Source organism: Paenibacillus sp. FSL R5-0378 (assembly GCF_038009285.1).
In the GTDB taxonomy this organism is placed as follows: domain Bacteria; phylum Bacillota; class Bacilli; order Paenibacillales; family Paenibacillaceae; genus Paenibacillus_AQ; species Paenibacillus_AQ favisporus.
Genome location: NZ_JBBPAY010000001.1, coordinates 6,842,817 through 6,859,928 on the forward strand (window position 1 = coordinate 6,842,817; position 17,112 = coordinate 6,859,928).

14 protein-coding genes are annotated in these 17,112 nt (G+C 54.7%); 6 read left to right on the forward strand and 8 right to left on the reverse strand.

From position 1 onward, the window contains the following. The first annotated feature begins 147 nt into the window (after window positions 1–147). Genes MKY74_RS31615 through MKY74_RS31625 form a run of 3 tightly spaced genes read left to right on the forward strand, consistent with a single transcriptional unit; the run spans window position 148 to window position 1,658 of the window. The gene (locus MKY74_RS31615; RefSeq protein ID WP_076173766.1) at window positions 148–630 is read left to right on the forward strand and encodes a DUF2975 domain-containing protein; all 483 of its coding nucleotides are present in this window, start codon (window positions 148–150) and stop codon (window positions 628–630) included. Between the two features lie 10 nt (window positions 631–640). Next, window positions 641–865, forward strand: a complete 225-nt coding sequence (locus MKY74_RS31620) for a helix-turn-helix domain-containing protein (RefSeq protein WP_076173767.1) — start codon at window positions 641–643, stop codon at window positions 863–865. A gap of 22 nt (window positions 866–887) precedes the next feature. Then, window positions 888–1,658 (forward strand): DUF817 domain-containing protein, encoded by a 771-nt coding sequence (locus tag MKY74_RS31625; protein ID WP_076173978.1) that lies wholly within the window; start codon window positions 888–890, stop codon window positions 1,656–1,658. A 121-nt stretch (window positions 1,659–1,779) separates the two neighbouring features. Here MKY74_RS31625 and MKY74_RS31630 read toward each other — a convergent pair whose 3' ends face one another. The 4 genes from MKY74_RS31630 to MKY74_RS31645 all read right to left on the reverse strand — a co-directional run bounded on the left by MKY74_RS31630 (window position 1,780) and on the right by MKY74_RS31645 (window position 7,433). After that, on the reverse strand, window positions 1,780–2,193 hold the full coding sequence (locus tag MKY74_RS31630; protein ID WP_076173768.1) for a DUF6508 domain-containing protein: 414 nt from the start codon (window positions 2,191–2,193) through the stop codon (window positions 1,780–1,782). A 138-nt stretch (window positions 2,194–2,331) separates the two neighbouring features. Then, window positions 2,332–3,456: a response regulator gene (locus MKY74_RS31635; RefSeq protein WP_076173769.1), complete on the reverse strand. Its 1,125-nt coding sequence runs from the start codon at window positions 3,454–3,456 to the stop codon at window positions 2,332–2,334. After that, window positions 3,434–6,583 (reverse strand): hybrid sensor histidine kinase/response regulator, encoded by a 3,150-nt coding sequence (locus MKY74_RS31640; protein ID WP_076173770.1) that lies wholly within the window; start codon window positions 6,581–6,583, stop codon window positions 3,434–3,436. The genes MKY74_RS31635 and MKY74_RS31640 overlap by 23 nt, the downstream gene beginning before the upstream one ends. A gap of 349 nt (window positions 6,584–6,932) precedes the next feature. Next, complete coding sequence (locus MKY74_RS31645) at window positions 6,933–7,433, reverse strand: CYTH domain-containing protein (RefSeq protein WP_076173981.1); 501 nt, start codon at window positions 7,431–7,433, stop codon at window positions 6,933–6,935. Window positions 7,434–7,809: 376 nt separating this feature from the next. On the opposite strand from MKY74_RS31645, the gene MKY74_RS31650 reads away from it, so the two are divergent. Beyond that, complete coding sequence (locus MKY74_RS31650) at window positions 7,810–8,559, forward strand: class I SAM-dependent methyltransferase (RefSeq protein ID WP_076173771.1); 750 nt, start codon at window positions 7,810–7,812, stop codon at window positions 8,557–8,559. A 126-nt stretch (window positions 8,560–8,685) separates the two neighbouring features. Here MKY74_RS31650 and MKY74_RS31655 read toward each other — a convergent pair whose 3' ends face one another. Next, window positions 8,686–9,279, reverse strand: coding sequence for a TetR/AcrR family transcriptional regulator (locus tag MKY74_RS31655; RefSeq protein WP_076173772.1), 594 nt, complete (start codon window positions 9,277–9,279; stop codon window positions 8,686–8,688). 221 nt (window positions 9,280–9,500) lie between these two features. Between MKY74_RS31655 and MKY74_RS31660 the strand changes: the two genes are divergently transcribed. Together MKY74_RS31660 and MKY74_RS31665 are read left to right on the forward strand one after the other, a co-directional pair. Then, window positions 9,501–10,376 (forward strand): NmrA family NAD(P)-binding protein, encoded by an 876-nt coding sequence (locus MKY74_RS31660; protein ID WP_076173773.1) that lies wholly within the window; start codon window positions 9,501–9,503, stop codon window positions 10,374–10,376. 296 nt (window positions 10,377–10,672) lie between these two features. Then, the gene (locus tag MKY74_RS31665) at window positions 10,673–11,650 is read left to right on the forward strand and encodes a ring-cleaving dioxygenase (RefSeq protein ID WP_076173774.1); all 978 of its coding nucleotides are present in this window, start codon (window positions 10,673–10,675) and stop codon (window positions 11,648–11,650) included. 36 nt (window positions 11,651–11,686) lie between these two features. Here MKY74_RS31665 and MKY74_RS31670 read toward each other — a convergent pair whose 3' ends face one another. The 3 genes from MKY74_RS31670 to MKY74_RS31680 form a co-directional block, all read right to left on the reverse strand. Next, a complete protein-coding gene (locus MKY74_RS31670; RefSeq protein ID WP_076173775.1) occupies window positions 11,687–13,180 on the reverse strand; it encodes an FGGY-family carbohydrate kinase in 1,494 nt (497 codons plus the stop codon). Window positions 13,181–13,366: 186 nt separating this feature from the next. Next, on the reverse strand, window positions 13,367–14,245 hold the full coding sequence (locus tag MKY74_RS31675; protein ID WP_076173776.1) for a hypothetical protein: 879 nt from the start codon (window positions 14,243–14,245) through the stop codon (window positions 13,367–13,369). Window positions 14,246–14,801: 556 nt separating this feature from the next. Then, entirely contained in the window at window positions 14,802–16,973 is a 2,172-nt protein-coding gene (locus tag MKY74_RS31680; RefSeq protein WP_076173777.1) for a Sip1-related alpha-galactosidase, read from the reverse strand. Window positions 16,974–17,112: the final 139 nt, after the last annotated feature.

Consider the following 17,112-nt stretch of genomic DNA (forward strand, 5'->3'; position numbering starts at 1 on the left):
TGGCTTTTTTTGTTTATACATTATTCGTTTGAGGAGATCCTCAACTCGACTAACAACAAAATGATAATATTATTCATTAATTATTTATTGTAAAACGATAAATGATGTGCTAAATTCGAGGAACAATAATGATTAAGAGGTGTTTTTATGAAACGGGTGTCGACTCTCTTCTTAAAGGTGGCTGTGTTTCTGATCGGACTGCCGATCCTTGCTTTGTGCATCTTTGTGGTGCCAGGGATCGCGGATTTCGCAGCAGAATTGTATCCGGATCATGCCTATCTCAAATATCTTGTGTTTGCTGACTTGTATGCATCGGCAATCCCTTTTTACCTCGCTCTGTATCAATCCTTTAGACTGTTGATTTATATCGACAGAAATGAAGCCTTCTCGGAGTTGTCCGTAAGAGCGCTAAAGAATATCAAATACTGTGCCGTCGCTATCAGTATTTTGTATGTGGCCGGCTTGCCCCTCCTGTATCTGATTGCGGAGGCAGATGACGCTCCGGGTGTCATTTTAATCGGACTAGTCATTATTTTTGCATCCATGGTGATCGCTTTCTTTGCCGCCGTTCTTCAGAGGCTCCTGAAGGAAGCAATCGATATCAAATCGGAAAATGACTTAACGGTCTGAGGTGAAAACAATGGCTATCGTAATCAATATCGATGTAATGCTGGCGAAAAGAAAAATGAGCGTAACCGAGCTGTCGGAACGGGTAGGAATCACCATGGCTAACCTGTCTATATTGAAGAACGGGAAGGCGAAAGCGATTCGATTATCGACGTTAGAGGCGATTTGTAAGGCGTTGGATTGCCAACCCGGGGATATTTTAGAGTATCGGAGTGATGAAGATCATGATGGATCATAGCCGAATAGTGGAGTCACCGGTCATCAGAGCGTTCAAGCAGCTCGTTCGATTCGGTTGGGAGCAGGCTTTATCCTGTTTGTTCCCGGTCGTGATTTTTGCCTCCTTGGCTTTGACGAAAATCATCCCCCTCCCCTTTCTGCCCAGGTATGATTGGCTGCTAATCATTTGCCTCCTGATGCAGTGGTGGATGGTTCGCTCCGGACTCGAAACACGGGACGAACTCAAGGTGATCACGATGTTCCATCTGATCGGGCTGGCTCTGGAACTTTTCAAGGTACATATGGGCTCTTGGTCATACCCGGGAGAAGGATATTTCAAAATATTCGGCGTCCCTTTATACAGCGGGTTCATGTATGCCAGCGTAGCGAGTTATCTTTGCCAGGCGTGGAGAAGACTCAAGGTTGAACTGATGAATTGGCCGCCGTTTGCGGTCGTTGTCCCCCTTGCGGCTGCGATCTACTTGAATTTTTTCATACACCATTTCTGGATTGATGTCCGTTGGTGGTTATCCGGACTTGTCATCCTTGTCTTTTGGCGGTCCTGGGTTCAATATGAGGTGAACGGAACGCGTTACCGTATGCCGCTTGCCCTGTCCTTTGTGCTTATCGGATTTTTTATTTGGGTCGCAGAAAATATCGCCACGTTCTTTGGCGCCTGGCAATACCCGAATCAGGCCGAGGCCTGGAGTCTCGTTCATCTTGGAAAAGTAAGTTCATGGCTCTTGTTGGTAATCGTCAGTTTTTTGATCGTAGCGACGTTAAAGCAGGTAAAGGGAAAAATCCCATCAGAGTAGGCCGGGGACATTTAAGCGATGATTATCACAAGCCCGAAAGTGAATAAAAAAAAGAAAGGCGGCCGGATGGGCCGCTTTATCTATTCCAGCGTATGTTTTTCGGATACCCCGTCGTTCCCCGTTAGGTTCCCGGCCTTGATCCCCGCTCAGCCTCCCGCAGCTTATAAAGAATGCTGAGGAAAATGCCTTCCCGGATCGCCTTCTCCCATAACCCGTCGCAAAAGCGTTCCTGCCGGACGAAATAGGTCAGCGCCGCCCGCAGCAATTCCATATCCCGGGGCATCTCCAGCCCGCTGATCGCTTCCGGCGCAAGAGCATCCCCCTTCTCGAGCTGCTGCAAATAATCCTTCATCATCAGTCCACTGCCGCTGACGGCTGCGATGAAGCGCTGAACCCCGGCGTCGTATACCGGATAAGGCATCGTTATCACGCCTTCCTCGCTTTGGGTGCCTCCGGTCCATGTGCAGAAGGAAGTATTTTTATTTTCAAAATAACGGATCCATTCCTGCAGCTCCTGCTCCTGAAAACCCACCATCGCCGATCCCTCCTTGGTTCTAACATATCACAGCTGCCGTAAGCTGCGCTTCCCGAAAAGGACATCGATTGGGCGATTCATTCAATCTGGTCATTGGGTGCGCCTATATCGGTCCGAACGTGAGGTGTACCTGTACGGCTAGAAAATTTGCTCCGCCAGCATCATCGTCTCCATCTCCGGCTCAGCGTCCAACTCCTCGGACAGGACCCGTACAAACGCATCGTAATGCCTCTGTGCCTCGCCTGTTTCGCCGGCCTGAAGGTAACTGAGCAGAACTTTCCGACATATCTCATCCGAAAAAGGTTCGACGCTCTGCAGGCCCAGCAGCCGGTCCAGCGCCCTGCGCGCCTGTCCGACGGCTTGTTCATATTCGGCGGCCAGCAGGCTGGAGCGCACGAATTGGCGCCGAAGCTCCTCGCGGGCCGACATCGCCCAGCCGTAATCATGCTCCTCAAGATAGTCGCCCTGATATTGGGCCAATCCGCTCTGCAGGCGCTGCAGGTCGCGCAGGTCACGGATTTCTTCCATGGCGGTATCTCTCTGGAACCGGTCCACGTCCACCTCGACTTCCCGCTGAACCAGACAATAGCTCTCATGGGAGTAATCCACGGTGGAACCCAGCCCCCAGGCTTTCAGCATTTTGCGGACCTGGTACACGGAAGTATGCAGCTGGGTCACCGCCCTATCGGCGGGGAGTTCGGGCCATAGGGTCATTAAAATCTGGTCCTTCGCGACCCACCGGTTGCGGTGATGCACCAGCAGGGCGAACAGCTCCTGCGCTTTCTGCGTCCGCCATTTGAGCCGGCTGCCGCTCCCCGTGCCATCCAATACTTCAATCCGCTTAAAGCAAATGACTTGGGGATCCTGACGGACAAGGACAGGTGCCGCCGTCTCCTGCTGAGGCGCCAAACGCGCCTCGAGCCGGCTCACGGTTTTGGCAAACCGCTCGGGATCGACCGGCTTCAGCAGATAGTCGATCGCGTTTACCTCGAACGCTTCAATCGCGTACTGATTGTACGCCGTCACGAACACCACCTGAATGCCGGGATGCATAGCGTTCAGGCGTTCCGCCGCCTCCAGCCCGTTCAGGCCGGGCATCTCGATATCCAGAAATGCAATGTCCACCGGAACCCCCTCGGCATGCTCCAGTGCCGCCCGGACCTGCGTAAATTTGCCGGCGATCTCGATTCGCCCGTCCCCTTGAATCAGCCGCTCCAACTGAAGCAGCGCCGGATTTTCGTCATCGACCAATATCGCTCTCATGCTTGTCCTCCTCTTGTGTCACCTGAGAGTAACCCTGCTTCTGCTTCGGCACATGGAACCGGACCACGGTTCCCCGCTCCGGATCGCTGTCGATCATAAGCTCCGTACCAAAAAGCGTCAGCAGGCGGGCGTTAATATTTTTCAGCCCTACGCCGTTCCCGGCTCTGCCTTCCCGCACAGCTTCCATCCGTTCCGGCGTCATGCCAATCCCATTGTCCTCGACGGCAATTTCCACTCGCTCTTCCAGCTCTCGCACCGATATCCTAACCCTGCCGCCCTCTTCCTTGCGCATGATTCCGTGCCTGACCGCATTTTCAACGATCGGCTGGATCGTGAGCGGGGGCACCAGACGATTCATATCCGCCTGAATGTCGTAGTCGACCTGCAGCCGGTCCTCAAACCGGGCCTTCTCCAGGTTTAAGTAGGACGTAACCAAGGCCATCTCCTGACGAAGGACGGTCAGCTGGTCCCGGTTGCGGAAATCGAAGCTCCCCCGCAAGTACCGGCTGAGCTCGTGAAGCAAGCCCGCCGTCTTCTCCGGGTCGATAGGCAGCAGGGCGATCATCGTATTCAGCGCATTATACAAAAAATGCGGCTTAATCTGGGCCTGCAGAAAGGCCATTTCCGCAGAAATGGCGTTCCGGACCGACCTGCGCAGCTCCAGCAGGGTTCTGACCCTGGCCCGCAGCTCTTCGGCATCAACCGGCTTGCGCAGAAAATCGTTCGCTCCGGCCGACAGCCCGATGCGGACATCCTCCGGCAGGCTTCTGGCCGTCAGAAGAAGAATCGGAAGGGCCGACAGGGAAAACTGCCGGCGCACGCTTCGGCACAGGTCCAGGCCCGACATGCCCGGCATCATCCAATCGGCAATGACCAGATCGATCGACTGCCCGGATTGGATCTTTTCCAGCGCTTCCTGACCGTTGCTGGCCGTCATCAACCGGTAGCCTTCGAGTGCCAGCAGATTGCGCAGCACCTGAAGATTAACGGGATCGTCGTCCACCATCAGGACGGCTGCGCGTTCCGCCCCGTGATCAGGCAGCTGCGGATCGGCAAGCGCCAGTGCCGCAGCCGTTTCCTCGCGGATGGGCTCCGAAGAGATGCCGGCTGCTGCGCGATCTGCCGTTTTCGGTCTTGAACCGGCGGCAGGAACGGTGAAGTGAAAGGTTGAGCCCCGTCCCAGCTGCGATTCGACCCAAATGCGGCCGCCGCTCAGCTCAACGAGCCTTTTGGTAATGCTGAGCCCAAGGCCGGTGCCGGAAGTTTCGTGCCCCTCCGGCATGTCCAGCTGATCGAACGGGGTAAAAATAGCCTCCAGCCGATCCGCCGCAATGCCAATCCCGGTGTCGGCCACTGAGATATGCACGGCGTCGCCCCGTTGGCCGGCCGCAATCCGGATACTTCCGCTGGAAGTATTCTTCACCGCATTGCCAAGGAGATTAAACAAAATCTGCTGAAGACGGTCCTCGTCCGTCAGCAGGAAAGGCAGATCCTCCGGCAGGCTTTCCTCCAGCCTGATTCGTTTGCTCCCCGCGAGATTGCGGATGATCTCCAGCACGGAACCGGTCACCGAAGCCAAATCGACGGGCTGCCGCCTCATGACGATCTCCCCGTTCTTCAGCTTGGCAAAATCCAAAATATCGTTGATGAGGAGCGTCAGCCGTTTCCCTGTCGTCATGATCAGCTTGAGATTGCCGCGCTGCTCCCGGTTCAGTTCCCCGGAGGCCCCTTCCAGCAAGGATTGGGCTATGTTGACCATTCCGTGCACGGGTGTTCGCAGCTCATGGGAGGTGTTCGCCATAAACTCATCCTTCAAACCATCTAATGTCAGGAGCCTGCGGGACAGCTGCTCCACTTCATTAAACGTCCGGTCGTAGCGCCGGGCGAGCAGGGCCGACTGAGTCACGACGAAGATCAGCATTTCTGCGGGAGTAAAAACCATGCCTTCATAGACCCCGATCAACGGGAGCAGGTTGGTGATAATAACCATGAGGATGCTGATGATGCCGAGAATTGTCAACAGGTATTCTCCCGAATTCCGCCGCCGGCGGAGGTCCCGCAGCATGATGCCGATAATGTAGGCGATGCATAACGCTGAGAAGGCGACCAGCAGAGGTTCGATTTTGGAGAACAAAATACTGGGAAAAATAATCGCAACCGCGATGGATGCCCCACCGAGAAACGCGTAAGAACGCATGACGATGGGATGAACACCGCCGCGTACCGAAGCGGACACAAACTTTAATAAAAAATAGTAAATCAGCGCGGATATCATCAGCTGGCTCTTCAGGACCCACTCATAGGATAGGCCCGGCAAAATGCCGGCAATCAGCTTCTCCCCATGCAGCAGGACATAACCAATCGCCGTCAGGCAAAACAACCCGAGATGCAGGGAGGCCGGCTCCTTCTTGCGGATTTGCTGAAATCCGAGAAAATATATGGCGGCGGTAAAAAATCCGGCGATCGTCATCCAGTCGGCGAACAAATACATCTCCTTGCTCTGCATAATCGCGTGCTGCTCCCCGAACAGGATCGGCGTAAATACGCCGCCGGTGGTATACAAGTAATTGGCGACCTGTACGATAACTTCGATCCGTCCGCCCGAGAGGGTGGCAAAACCCAAGAAGGGAACGTTATTCTGAACGCCGTCATCGGCGGTACGCCCAGGATTTCCGCTGGCTCCAATCTCGTAACCGCCCATGAACACCCGGCTGGCGGAACGGATATTGTTGGTCTGCAGGCCATACGTCAGCGCTTGCCCCGGCATGACCTGAACGATCAGGCGAAACGTCCCGTAGCCCGCGGCCATTCGCTGTCCGTCCTCCGCAATATAATCGTTCCAGGCGCCCGGCAGGCGTGCCATCCCGGACAGCCTTGGACGCTCGTCTTCCTTCACGGAGACGCTGCGGTCAAAATCCTTTGGAGTCAGCAGCTGGCTCCGGTAAAATTCCCACTCCCCGTTCAAGCTGATCGCTCCGTGATGCCGGAGATCCAGCTTGCTGAGGTCAAGCACCCCTTCCACCGCCGTAGGCTGCCTGTCCATCACGAACTGCTGCCAAACGGCGTACACCGGCAGAAACAGCACCAGCAGCATGCCGATGATAAAAATAATCCATTGCCTTTTCATCCTAACGCTCCCCGGGCTTTACGCAGGGTAAAGCCTATATTCAAGCCGCTTTTCGCGCGCTTTATTCCGTCAAAGCAACCGCTATACTTTATGTCGGCGCCGTGAGCCCAAAACGTAATAAAAAGCCCCCTCCAAAAAAATATTTATTTTTAACCATCAAAAGCAAAAAAACGTCTATCGGCGTCATTCAAGGAAGCCAAACCGTTGTACTATGGCAGCTTTTCTTGCGCTATAAGGAATCCAGGTATCCGAAGCATCCACATCCTTGGACAAAAAAAGAGACCTTTCGGTCTCTTGATTCCCGGCCTCAACTTGATCCGTCCCGTGGCCAATCGAGCTTCATAATTCCCTAACTTCGCCGGGACTGAAGCTCACGCCAAACCTTCTTGTTGCTGTATTCCTTTTCCGTGCTGATGTCCTTCCCGAACCATGCCGGGGGAACGAAGCTTTCGGCCTCCTCCTCCGAGCCGAACTCCACCTCCAGCACCGTGAGCTGGATTTGATCGTACTCATCGATCTCCACCTGCAGGTTATCCCACAGCGCCGTAGAGCGCTTTTTGATCAAAGGGACGGCGCCATGGGCCTGAATCATCTGATCATACAAGCCGCCGGCGATGGATACCTCCACCTCTTCCCGGGCGATGCCGAACCCCCTCTTGAACGTATGCGTATACTCTACGTCTCCGCTGGCAGCGTCTGTTATTTTCCGAACCCTCAGTTCCTGATCTTCATACAGCGCAAGATACGTCTGCTCGATCAGCTGCTCCTTGACGATCCTCAGTTTTCCTTCCTTAACCTGAGCCGCCGGGAATTCCGGCAGCAAAAATTTGCGTTCAATTTCTAGCGGCACCCGCTGTTCCCCCTTGAAAATGGTTAAGCCGGTAACCGGCTCTATCCATCCATTCATTTTGACTTAAGACTTGCCCCTTACATTTCATCCACAACATAGCATTACCCATTATACGAACGAAACCATAGGAGGACAATCATTGGATTGCCGTTTACCCTTGTATTCCGGGATTTAGGCCTTTTATAATGTAACTATTCTTTCAAAGGGGTGAAGCGGATCGTGGCACTGCATTTCGTTCGAGGTATGTAATTTCCGGGCTGGGTCAAAACGCGTACCAGCTATCAAGGGACACGTCTGTCCTTTGATCCATTTGGAAACGAACCGGCAACGTCTGCATGCGTCACTATTCTCTTACTTTTTGAAAGGTGAATCATCTATGGATTCTTTTGATTATAAAAAATTTTACAATGAGGTCGGCCAAATGAACGGCTGGGATTTCAGCCGATTGAGCGTGATCGTTGAAGATGCCCTGTGGAATTTTTGGAGCGAAGTTTCCTCCCGCTGTAAGGCCGGAGATATTTTGCTGGATATCGGCACCGGAGGCGGCGAGGCTCTGCTGCGCATGACGGATGCGGCCCTGCTTCTGATCGGCATCGACCATTCGGAAGCCATGATTCACACCGCCAACCGGAACCGGGAACGGTCCGGCAGGTCCAACATCCGCTTCTTGCCGATGGAAGCTTCCAAGCTCGGTTTTCCTGACCGATTCTTTCAGGTGATCAGCTGCAGGCATTCGGAGTTCAATGCGGCCGAAGTCGCCAGGGTGCTGGCGGATGATGGTGTGTTCCTCACCCAGCAGGTCGGCGAAAGCGACAAATGCAATCTGGCGCAAGCTTTCGGCAGAGGCCAATCCGGGAATGCCAAGCGTGGAACGCTTATGGAGCGGTATGCCGCCGAACTGAAGGAAGCCGGATTCCGGCAGATTGATTGCCGGCAATACGATGCGGTGGAGTATTATGCGACGGCCGAAGACTTGATCTTTTTGCTGAAGCACACCCCGATCATCCCCGGCTTTGGGCAGACGGAGTCGGATTTTCAGACGCTGCACCGCTTTATTGCCGAACATCAGACGCCGAAAGGAATCCAGACGAATGCCGACCGGTTTATGATCATCGCTTATAAATGAAAATTTATGGCTAGAATCCGTTTCTTCATCTTCATAGCCTCCTTAGCGCAAAGACAGCAGCTGATCTTTAGGGTCGGCTGCTGTCTTTTAACATCGTATTCATCCCTTCCGTTAACGATCATCCTTTTAGGATTGTTCCAAAACGGGAGCCAATCCCGCCGCCACGACCACCAGCATTTCCTGCACCATCTCCTCCGCTGGGCGATGCTCAGGGTCTCGGCTCCACTGAATGGCTGTCCCCAATATGCCCCAGCTTATGAGGAGAGCCGTGGATTCCACCGCTTTTTTTGCCTCCGGCGCCTTCGCTTCTTCGCTCAACCATGTGAACAGGAGTTGATAGAGTTCTTTATGAATGGCGCTTTCAAACAGCGGCTCATACGGACTGTTCTCCGGAGTACGAATCATATATTGCCGGGTAAGGGCAAGAAAATCAAAAACGATTTGAATCAAAGACCGCAAGCTGCTCATATTGGATATGGAATGATTAGGTAATTCCCTCTCCAGTTTCTTTTGGAATTTTTGCCTCATCCAACACTCCAGGAAAGCATACTTATCTTCGAAATGCGCATAAAATGTGGCCCGATTAACCGTCGCGCGATCGGTAATGTCCTGCACGGAAATGGAGTAAATATTTTTCTTTTGCTCGATCAGCTCCATAAAGGATTGCAGTAATAACTGACGCGTGCGCTTGACGCGGGGATCGTTTGGGTTTACTGGCATGCTATCACTCCTTGGACTTATAACCTGATAAACAACATAATCGTGCAGATGTTGCCTACACAACGAAAACGGCTTGCTGCTGATTGCCTGCATGGCTGAACCAAACTAATATCATTTATACAGTATAGTTTAGCCGAAAATGACGCTTAAACAACACTGTTAATAAGTTGCTCTCTCTTATAAGCTGGGCCAGCCATAACTGATGAAAGGATGAATTGTTTATGATCGTTATTACGACTCCCACCGGTCAAATCGGCCAGCAAGTCCTTGAACGTATCGTTGATAGCGGGAAGTCGGTCCGTGTCATTGCCCGGGACCCTTCCCGGCTGCCGCAGCGGGTGCGCGACCGTGTCGAAGTCTTTCAGGGATCACACGATGACATGGATGTCGTCTCGAAAGCATTCGCAGGTGCAGAGAGTGTTCTTTGGCTGGTGCCTCCGAACCCTCAATCGGGGAACTCCACGGAATACTATTTGAATTTCACCAGACCGGCTTGCCAAGCCATCCAGAGCCTTGGAGTGAAAAGAGTGGTGGGCGTGTCCAGCTTGGGGCGTGGCTTCGGCAGAAATGCCGGGATATTAACCGCAGCGTTTGAGATGGACGCGCTCATCGAAAGCACAGGTGTAAGCTATCGTTCACTGCGTATGCCGTACTTTATGGAAAATATGTTTCATGATCTGGAATCCATCAAAAGCCACGGAACGTTCTATATGCCTACGGCTGGAGATCAGGTGCTCCCGCTCTGCGCAACCCGGGATATCGCCTCGACAGCAGCAGCACTCCTGCTCGATGAATCCTGGAGCGGTCAAGACAGTGTCCCGGTCGTCAGCCCCGATTCTTTAACACCCAATGAAATGGCGCATGTCTTGTCTGAAGTGCTCGAGCGTCCGATTCGCTTTCAGCAGGTTTCCATTGCTGAGTATAAAGCTACCCTATCTCGCTTTGGATCGGAGGCTTGGGTCAAGGATTACATGGATATGGTCATTGCCCAAAATGAAGGCATCTACGACGACGATTTACAAAAGGTACAGCCTTCTGACACCAGCTTCCGCACATGGTGTGAAGAAGTGTTCAAGCCGGCTGTACTAGCCCCCTGAAATGTCCCTTGAAAAATGACCAAAAGGAATCTATGCCTGTGAAACCCGGTGTCCAGCGATACCGGGTTTTTATTTTGGGTTCCGGTGGACGATTAGTTCAGGCCCCTACTTTATCCCGATAATTTGCCATAGATCTCTAGGTTTTTGCCGATGAATCGCCAAACGTTTGACACATCGGCAACAACGTGCTATATTTATCTTAAATTAAAGATTCTTTATAACAAGGAATTGACGCAAGCCATTTCATTCATGGAAAAACAGTTTTAAGGGAAGCTTAATTATAAGGAGGAATTATCATGAACGGATTAAAAGGAATTCACCACGTGACTGCGATTACGAGCAGCGCGGAAAAAAACTATCAGTTTTTCACCTATGTGCTGGGCATGCGCCTGGTCAAAAAAACGGTAAACCAGGACGACATCCAGACTTATCATTTGTTCTTTGCCGATGACAAAGGAAGCGCGGGAACCGACATGACATTCTTTGATTTTCCCGGCATTCCGAAAGGCGTTCACGGCACCAACGAAATCGCCAAAACGTCGTTCCGCGTTCCGAGCGATGCGGCACTGAGCTACTGGGTGAAGCGCTTTGACCGCCTGAACGTTCAGCATTACGGCATTAAAGAGATGTTTGGTAAAAAGACGCTCTCCTTCGTCGACTTCGACGACCAGCAGTACCAGCTCATTTCCGACGAGCACAACGAGGGTGTTCCTTCCGGAACGCCGTGGGAAAAAGGGCCAATTCCGCTGGAGTACGCCATCACGGGCCTGGGCCCGGTCTTTGTGAGAATCGCCAATTTCGATTACTTCAAAGAAATGCTGGAGAAAGTATTCGAGTTCAAAGAAATCGGCCAGGAAGGCTCCTACCACCTCTTTGAAGTCGGCGAAGGCGGCAACGGGGCTCAGGTCGTCGTGGAATATAATGCCGTGCTGCCGCCAGCCCGCCAAGGCTTCGGTACGGTGCATCACGCGGCGTTCCGTGTTGAGGACCGCGCCGTGCTGGAACAATGGATCACCCGCCTGGACGAATTCGGGTTCTCGACTTCGGGTTACGTGAATCGTCACTTCTTTGAGTCGCTGTATGCGCGGGTGGCGCCGCAAATTCTGTTCGAGCTGGCGACCGACGGCCCTGGCTTTATGGGCGACGAGCCTTACGAAACGCTGGGCGAAAAGCTGTCCCTGCCTCCATTCCTGGAGCCGAAACGCGAGCAGATCGAAAAGATGGTGCGTCCGATTGACACCGTGCGCAGCACGATCGAATTTACAAAAGAATAAGGCGTTAGTTTATAAAAAAGCAGCTCCTGATTTCGGTCAGGAGCTGCTTTTGTAATAGGACAGCAAGGGCTGGAGCAGGCCGAGAAAGCCTTGCTCGTACAGCTTCCGGTACATCTGATGGCGTTCCGGATCAGGTTCGTACACCTTCGCCTCGGGGTAGGTTACGGCAGCAGCCGCTTCGCGGAAGGACGGGTACAGGCCGGCCCCGACGGCGGCGGCCAGGGCAGCCCCGAGCAGCGAGGCCTCCGCTGCGCCGGTCATGGTCAGGCGGACGCCCGATACATCGGCCTTGATCTGCAGCCAGTGGCTGTTCCGGGCTCCGCCGCCGACCACGTGCATCCGCCGGATCGGACTGCCGCTGACCCGTTCGGCGCGCTCCCGCAGCAGCTCCAGCTGATAGGCGTTTCCTTCCAGCACTGCCCGGATCAGGTCCCCCTTCTTATGCTTGGCGTCCAAGCCGATAAATGCGGCCCGGGCACCGGGCTCGGGATGCGGGGCGCCGCTTCCGGTCAAATACGGATAATACAAAATGCCGGTGGGCTGCCCGCCCGCCTCATCCAGCAGCCGCATCATATCCGGGTAGGACATGCCGGCATCCGATAAGGCTTCGCGGGCCCACTCTACCGAACCGCCGGACGAAGAATGTCCTCCCATCCAGTACATGCGGCCCGGCACCGGATGAATGCCGAAAGACAAGCCCGATGCATCGTCGGCATCCCCCAGGGGACGCAGGGGGAACGTCCCGACCAGCGTTTCGGCGGTCCCCATCGAGTTGTACGTGCTGTCCGGGCCGTCCGGGCAGGCCAGCGAGGCGCACACATGGTCATGTCCGGCCAGGATGACCGGCGCTTTGCCGAGGCCGAGGCCGTCCATGGCCGGCAGTACCGTGCCCACCGGCGTTCCCGCCGGCTGAATGGGCGGAAACAGCTGCGGATCCAGCCCGAAGCTGCGGATCAGCGGCTCATTCCAGGCGCGGCTGTCAATCCGGTATGCGTAAGTTCTGGCCGCCAGCGTCTCATCCTCGGCGATCCTGCCGGTCAGCCGGTAAGCGATGTATGACGCGGCGGACAGCCATACGCTGCCGTCCAAGGCGTCCGGGTTCGCTTCCAGCAGCCACAGCAGCTTCGGCAGGCCGTGTTTGAACGACGGGCGCAGGCCGGTCATGCGGAAGAGCTCCCGTTCATCCACCTCCTGCCTGATCCGCTCCGCCTGCGGTGCCGAGCAGGTTTCGAACCAGGGCAGCATCGGAGTGCGCGCTCTCCCATCCGCTGGATTCAGCAGCAGGCCGCTCTCCGCCATGCTCGTAATCCCGACGGCATCGATCGCTTCGTCCCGCTCTCCAAGACGCTCTACCGCCTGCTGGATCAAACCGGCCGCGGTCTCCCACAGCACATCCGGGTCATAGACAGTGGTACCGGAGGGGCCCTGCGCCTTCGGGTTCGGTGCCGAGACGACGGCCATTTCCGAGCCGTCGTTCCCGAACACCCCTGCTTTGATATGAGTCGTGCCGATATCCAAAGAAAGCAGCATCCCGATTCCTCCTCTCCAAAAAGGGCTCCTCTACGGGAGCCTTATGTATATTTTTTTATACCCCAATCGTAGCATGTAGGATTTGAAGATAACACCCTCCCAGCCCGGGACATGCATCACACAGCCCCACTGCCCCCAACAGCATACGCTGCCGGGGTATCCAGCATCCGCCGGGGAGAACAGTCCTTACCAGGACGAGAGTTCCGTCCGCTTCCAGTTGTCTTGGGCAACGCACACATATACGTACTGGTCGTCCCAGGCCATTTGTCCCTGACTGCAGGGCTCGGTGGATGATTTCGGCGTATGCTTCTCACGGATGCGGAGCTTGTCTCCGTTCACATCCAGCTTGGTGTCCGGTTCGTCGGTGCCGATTCCGACATTGCCGTCGCTCCGCTGCATAGTCAGCGGGGAATCGACCACTTCGCCGTCGTCGCCATAGCGGACGAATTGGAGGTCGGACCCTGTGTTGCCGCCCTTCTCTTTCGTGCTGTCCGCCCGAACGGCCCATCTCGGCGTCGTTTTGTTGTCTTCGCCGGCAACGCTGAACTGGAGGTCCCGGTTCGACCCGGTTTCGCCCGCAACCCGTAGGATGCCGTTCATCACATTAAAATTGGATGATTGGGTACGGATTTCGCTGACGTCCATGTCGTAGGGAATTTCCAGCCGCGTGAACAGCTGGTCCGCATATTGACCGTCCGGCGACATTGTCGTCTCAAACGAGAGGTGTTTATGGTCGTGCTGCTCGGGATTATTCGCTTTGTCGTGGGAGATGATGGCGGTCTTATCCTTCCCGTTTTCGTCGGCCCAGGCAATCGCGGGTTTGGCGCGATCGGCCGTCCACTGCAGCCGGATCAGGTCGGACTGATGCCCTTCCTCATTAATCCACTTCTTGTCGGTGGACAAAAACAAGCGCTCATTATGCGGAACGACGATTTCGCTGCCGTTCTGTTTCGTTTGATCCAACACGCCATCTGCCGAGCTCAATGTTCGGTCGGTGCATCCGATGCCTACCAAGCAGACGCCCCCAAGTATTATCTTTGCGATCATCGACTTCGATATTTTCATTGCTATCCCTCCGTTATCATTTCATTCGACTTTATTTATGGAATCAGCCAAAAGCTCCGTTTGATCGTATACTAGACCGCACACTGCGTACATCCATTTCATCAAATTTCCCGGAAAAATGATTCTTTTCGTCTATAAAATTTTAAATCCGATGTGCCGACAGCGGTTTTCAAAATAGGTCTTGCTGGTAATATTTTTCTAAAAGTACCAATACACTGCAAATTACCGCAGCTCCTCCTATTTATATGAATATGTACCTATACGGCAGTCAACGAGTCCAGCGGAGGGTGATCCCTAAATCCGGAAGATAAGGAGGCAAGGAATATACCTATATATTGGCATCAACTTAAAATCGCCATATTCATCGTCCAATCGTTCTCCGCCGAGAACACCACGGCAAATCCAAAAACGGATGTCGTAGGCCCCGTGTCGTTCAGCGGTTTGGCCGTCACAACAAGATCTTGATATTGCAGCGAAAATAGTTAAAGCAGCTCGTTTGTCATCAGATGAACGAGCTGCTTTTGCTATTTTTTTCATCAAAGCCTTCATGCGGCTTTTACGCCGAGACGATTTCGATCTGCACCGGTTGGCCGGGCTCCCCGCAGAGAACCTCATAAAAATCGCCGGTGCCGCCCCCGATCGGAGATGCCTCTACCGTCAGGCCGTTTGCGGTAACGCTTAAAGGCGGCGTTTTGGAGGCAAACACGAACCGGCCGCCTTCCCGCAAGCGGACGTTTGTCACCTTGCCTACCTCAGTACACCCGGCAACCGCCGCCGGCGAAATGTATTTGTCGGCCAGCCCAACCGGGGTAACGCTGCCCGTAACCGGGACGACCGCATAGAGGGCGCAGCCTCCTTCCTCCAGACGGATCGGGGTCTGCTCGTCGGCGCGCATCAGCCAGCCCTTGCCGGCAAAATGGTCGTACACGGCGAATTCCCCGCCGCCGAGTCCCGGCACATCGGCCGGTCCGATCGAACCCATAACCTGAGCAGAATCTCCGCTGATATGAAAAGCCGCCACAACCCCTGCGCTGCCCGCCCGGTTCCACAGTTTAAGAGGAACATGCTCCTCGGCCGGACTCAGCAGCAGGCAGTCCGGGGTCGGATTGGCCGTCTCATCGCAGCGGATGACGGTGCCGTCTGTATAGATCAAAGGCCAAATGCGCGACGGATCGGTATTTCCCGGAGCGTCGCTGATATAGACCGGACCTCCGCTTACCGCGCGCAGCACCGCACTCTGCACGTCGTCGTGATTTTTGGACCAGTACATATCCCAGTCTCCCCAATAAAAAGCCCCGTGGTAAAAGGAATTGTAGCCGTTCTGCAGCGCATGCTCCGGAAAGCCGCGCTTCTCCTGCGGCACAAAATCGTCGCTGTTGCGCGAAACGGCCGACTTCGGCCGGTGCCATATATTTTCGGACGCCATGCCCATGCAGTTGATGATCGTCCCGTCAAAATGCAGCGCAACCGAAGCCTCCAGCGCCTCGTGCGCAGCCGCGGCAGCTTGGCCGATAGGCATACGTCCCTGCAGGTAGTTCAGAACCGCGCTTTGGCTGTCCACCTTGACGAAATCGACGCCCTGGCGGCGCAAAAATCCGTGCCAGGCATGCCAGAAGGCAAAGCCTTTGCCGGCTTCCGGATAAGGGATAAGATTGCCCCGGGGCACCCGGTACAGATGGTCCGCATACGTTCTGGCGATCGGGCTGTCCTCCAGAATGCCGCCCCAGTAACCGGCGATGGTGTGCCATACCCCAACATGACGGATGCCGTACCGCTCCTTCAGTGCATGCACGGCACGCTTCAAACCGCCGGGAAATTTGACGGGATCCGCTTCAAAGGAAGACAGCTTACCTGCAGAAATATCGGACCAGCCGTCGTCGATCATCACCCAGCCGACCGGCAGCCCAAGCTGCTGCAGCTCGGCGGCTTTGGCAAGCAGCCCTTCTTCGCTGACCTGGTGGTAAAAAGCGTCCCAGCTGCACCAGCCGAGCTTGTCCAGCATCGCGGGAAACGGCTTCTGTTCCCTCGGCAGCGTCGGATAATCCAGCTCTTTCAGCGCGGTAGCCACATTGCGCTTGACGAGATCGTACGGATCGCTCCCGGCCGCAAAGGCAAACACCAGCGCTTCACAGCGGGTATGCCCTTCCTCATAAGCGGATAATCGAAGCGTAATCCCTTCCTCGGCTCCGGCGGCATCCGCACGCCACATCGGCCCTGTCACCGGCAGCAAGTGGCCGTATTCGCCTGCCGTCTTCCAGAGCACCGACTGCATCTTCTCCGGCAAACCGGCCAGATCGGTGCCAAAATGGGGGCGGGTCCACCAGTCCTTATGCTGGTAGTTGGCCATCAGCCCCTCGATCTGCCCAGCGGGCCGCAGCGTCAGCATGACCGCATGCTCCCCTGCGAACGAGCGCTGCTTGCCGAAATCATTTTCATTGGCGATGCCGGCTTCCACGGAGACCAGCATCGTGCCGCCTGCCTTCTCGCGCACAAAAATCCGGGCCTGAATGGACTCATCTTCGCTTCGGTAGTGGAACCGGGTTTCTTCAAAAAAACCCTGTTCCGTCGAACCTTTCTCTGTTTCCGACCCTGTCAGCTGCAGCCGAACTGCTTCCGTCCCCGACTGAAGCCGAACGGAAAGGCCAAACGGCCGGAGCAGAGCTTTCACCATGCCGTCCACCCCAAGGTTTTCACTGGAATGAAACGCACCTTGCCCTTCGATACTCATCAACGATTCCCCCTGCTGCTCCCAAAATGACGAACATGCCAACTTCCAACTATCTATACGACAAAGGCCTGAGGGCTCTGCACTTCCATGCCTTCAGGCCGCGAATCTTGTATCACAAACGTTATAATGAACCTGTTAT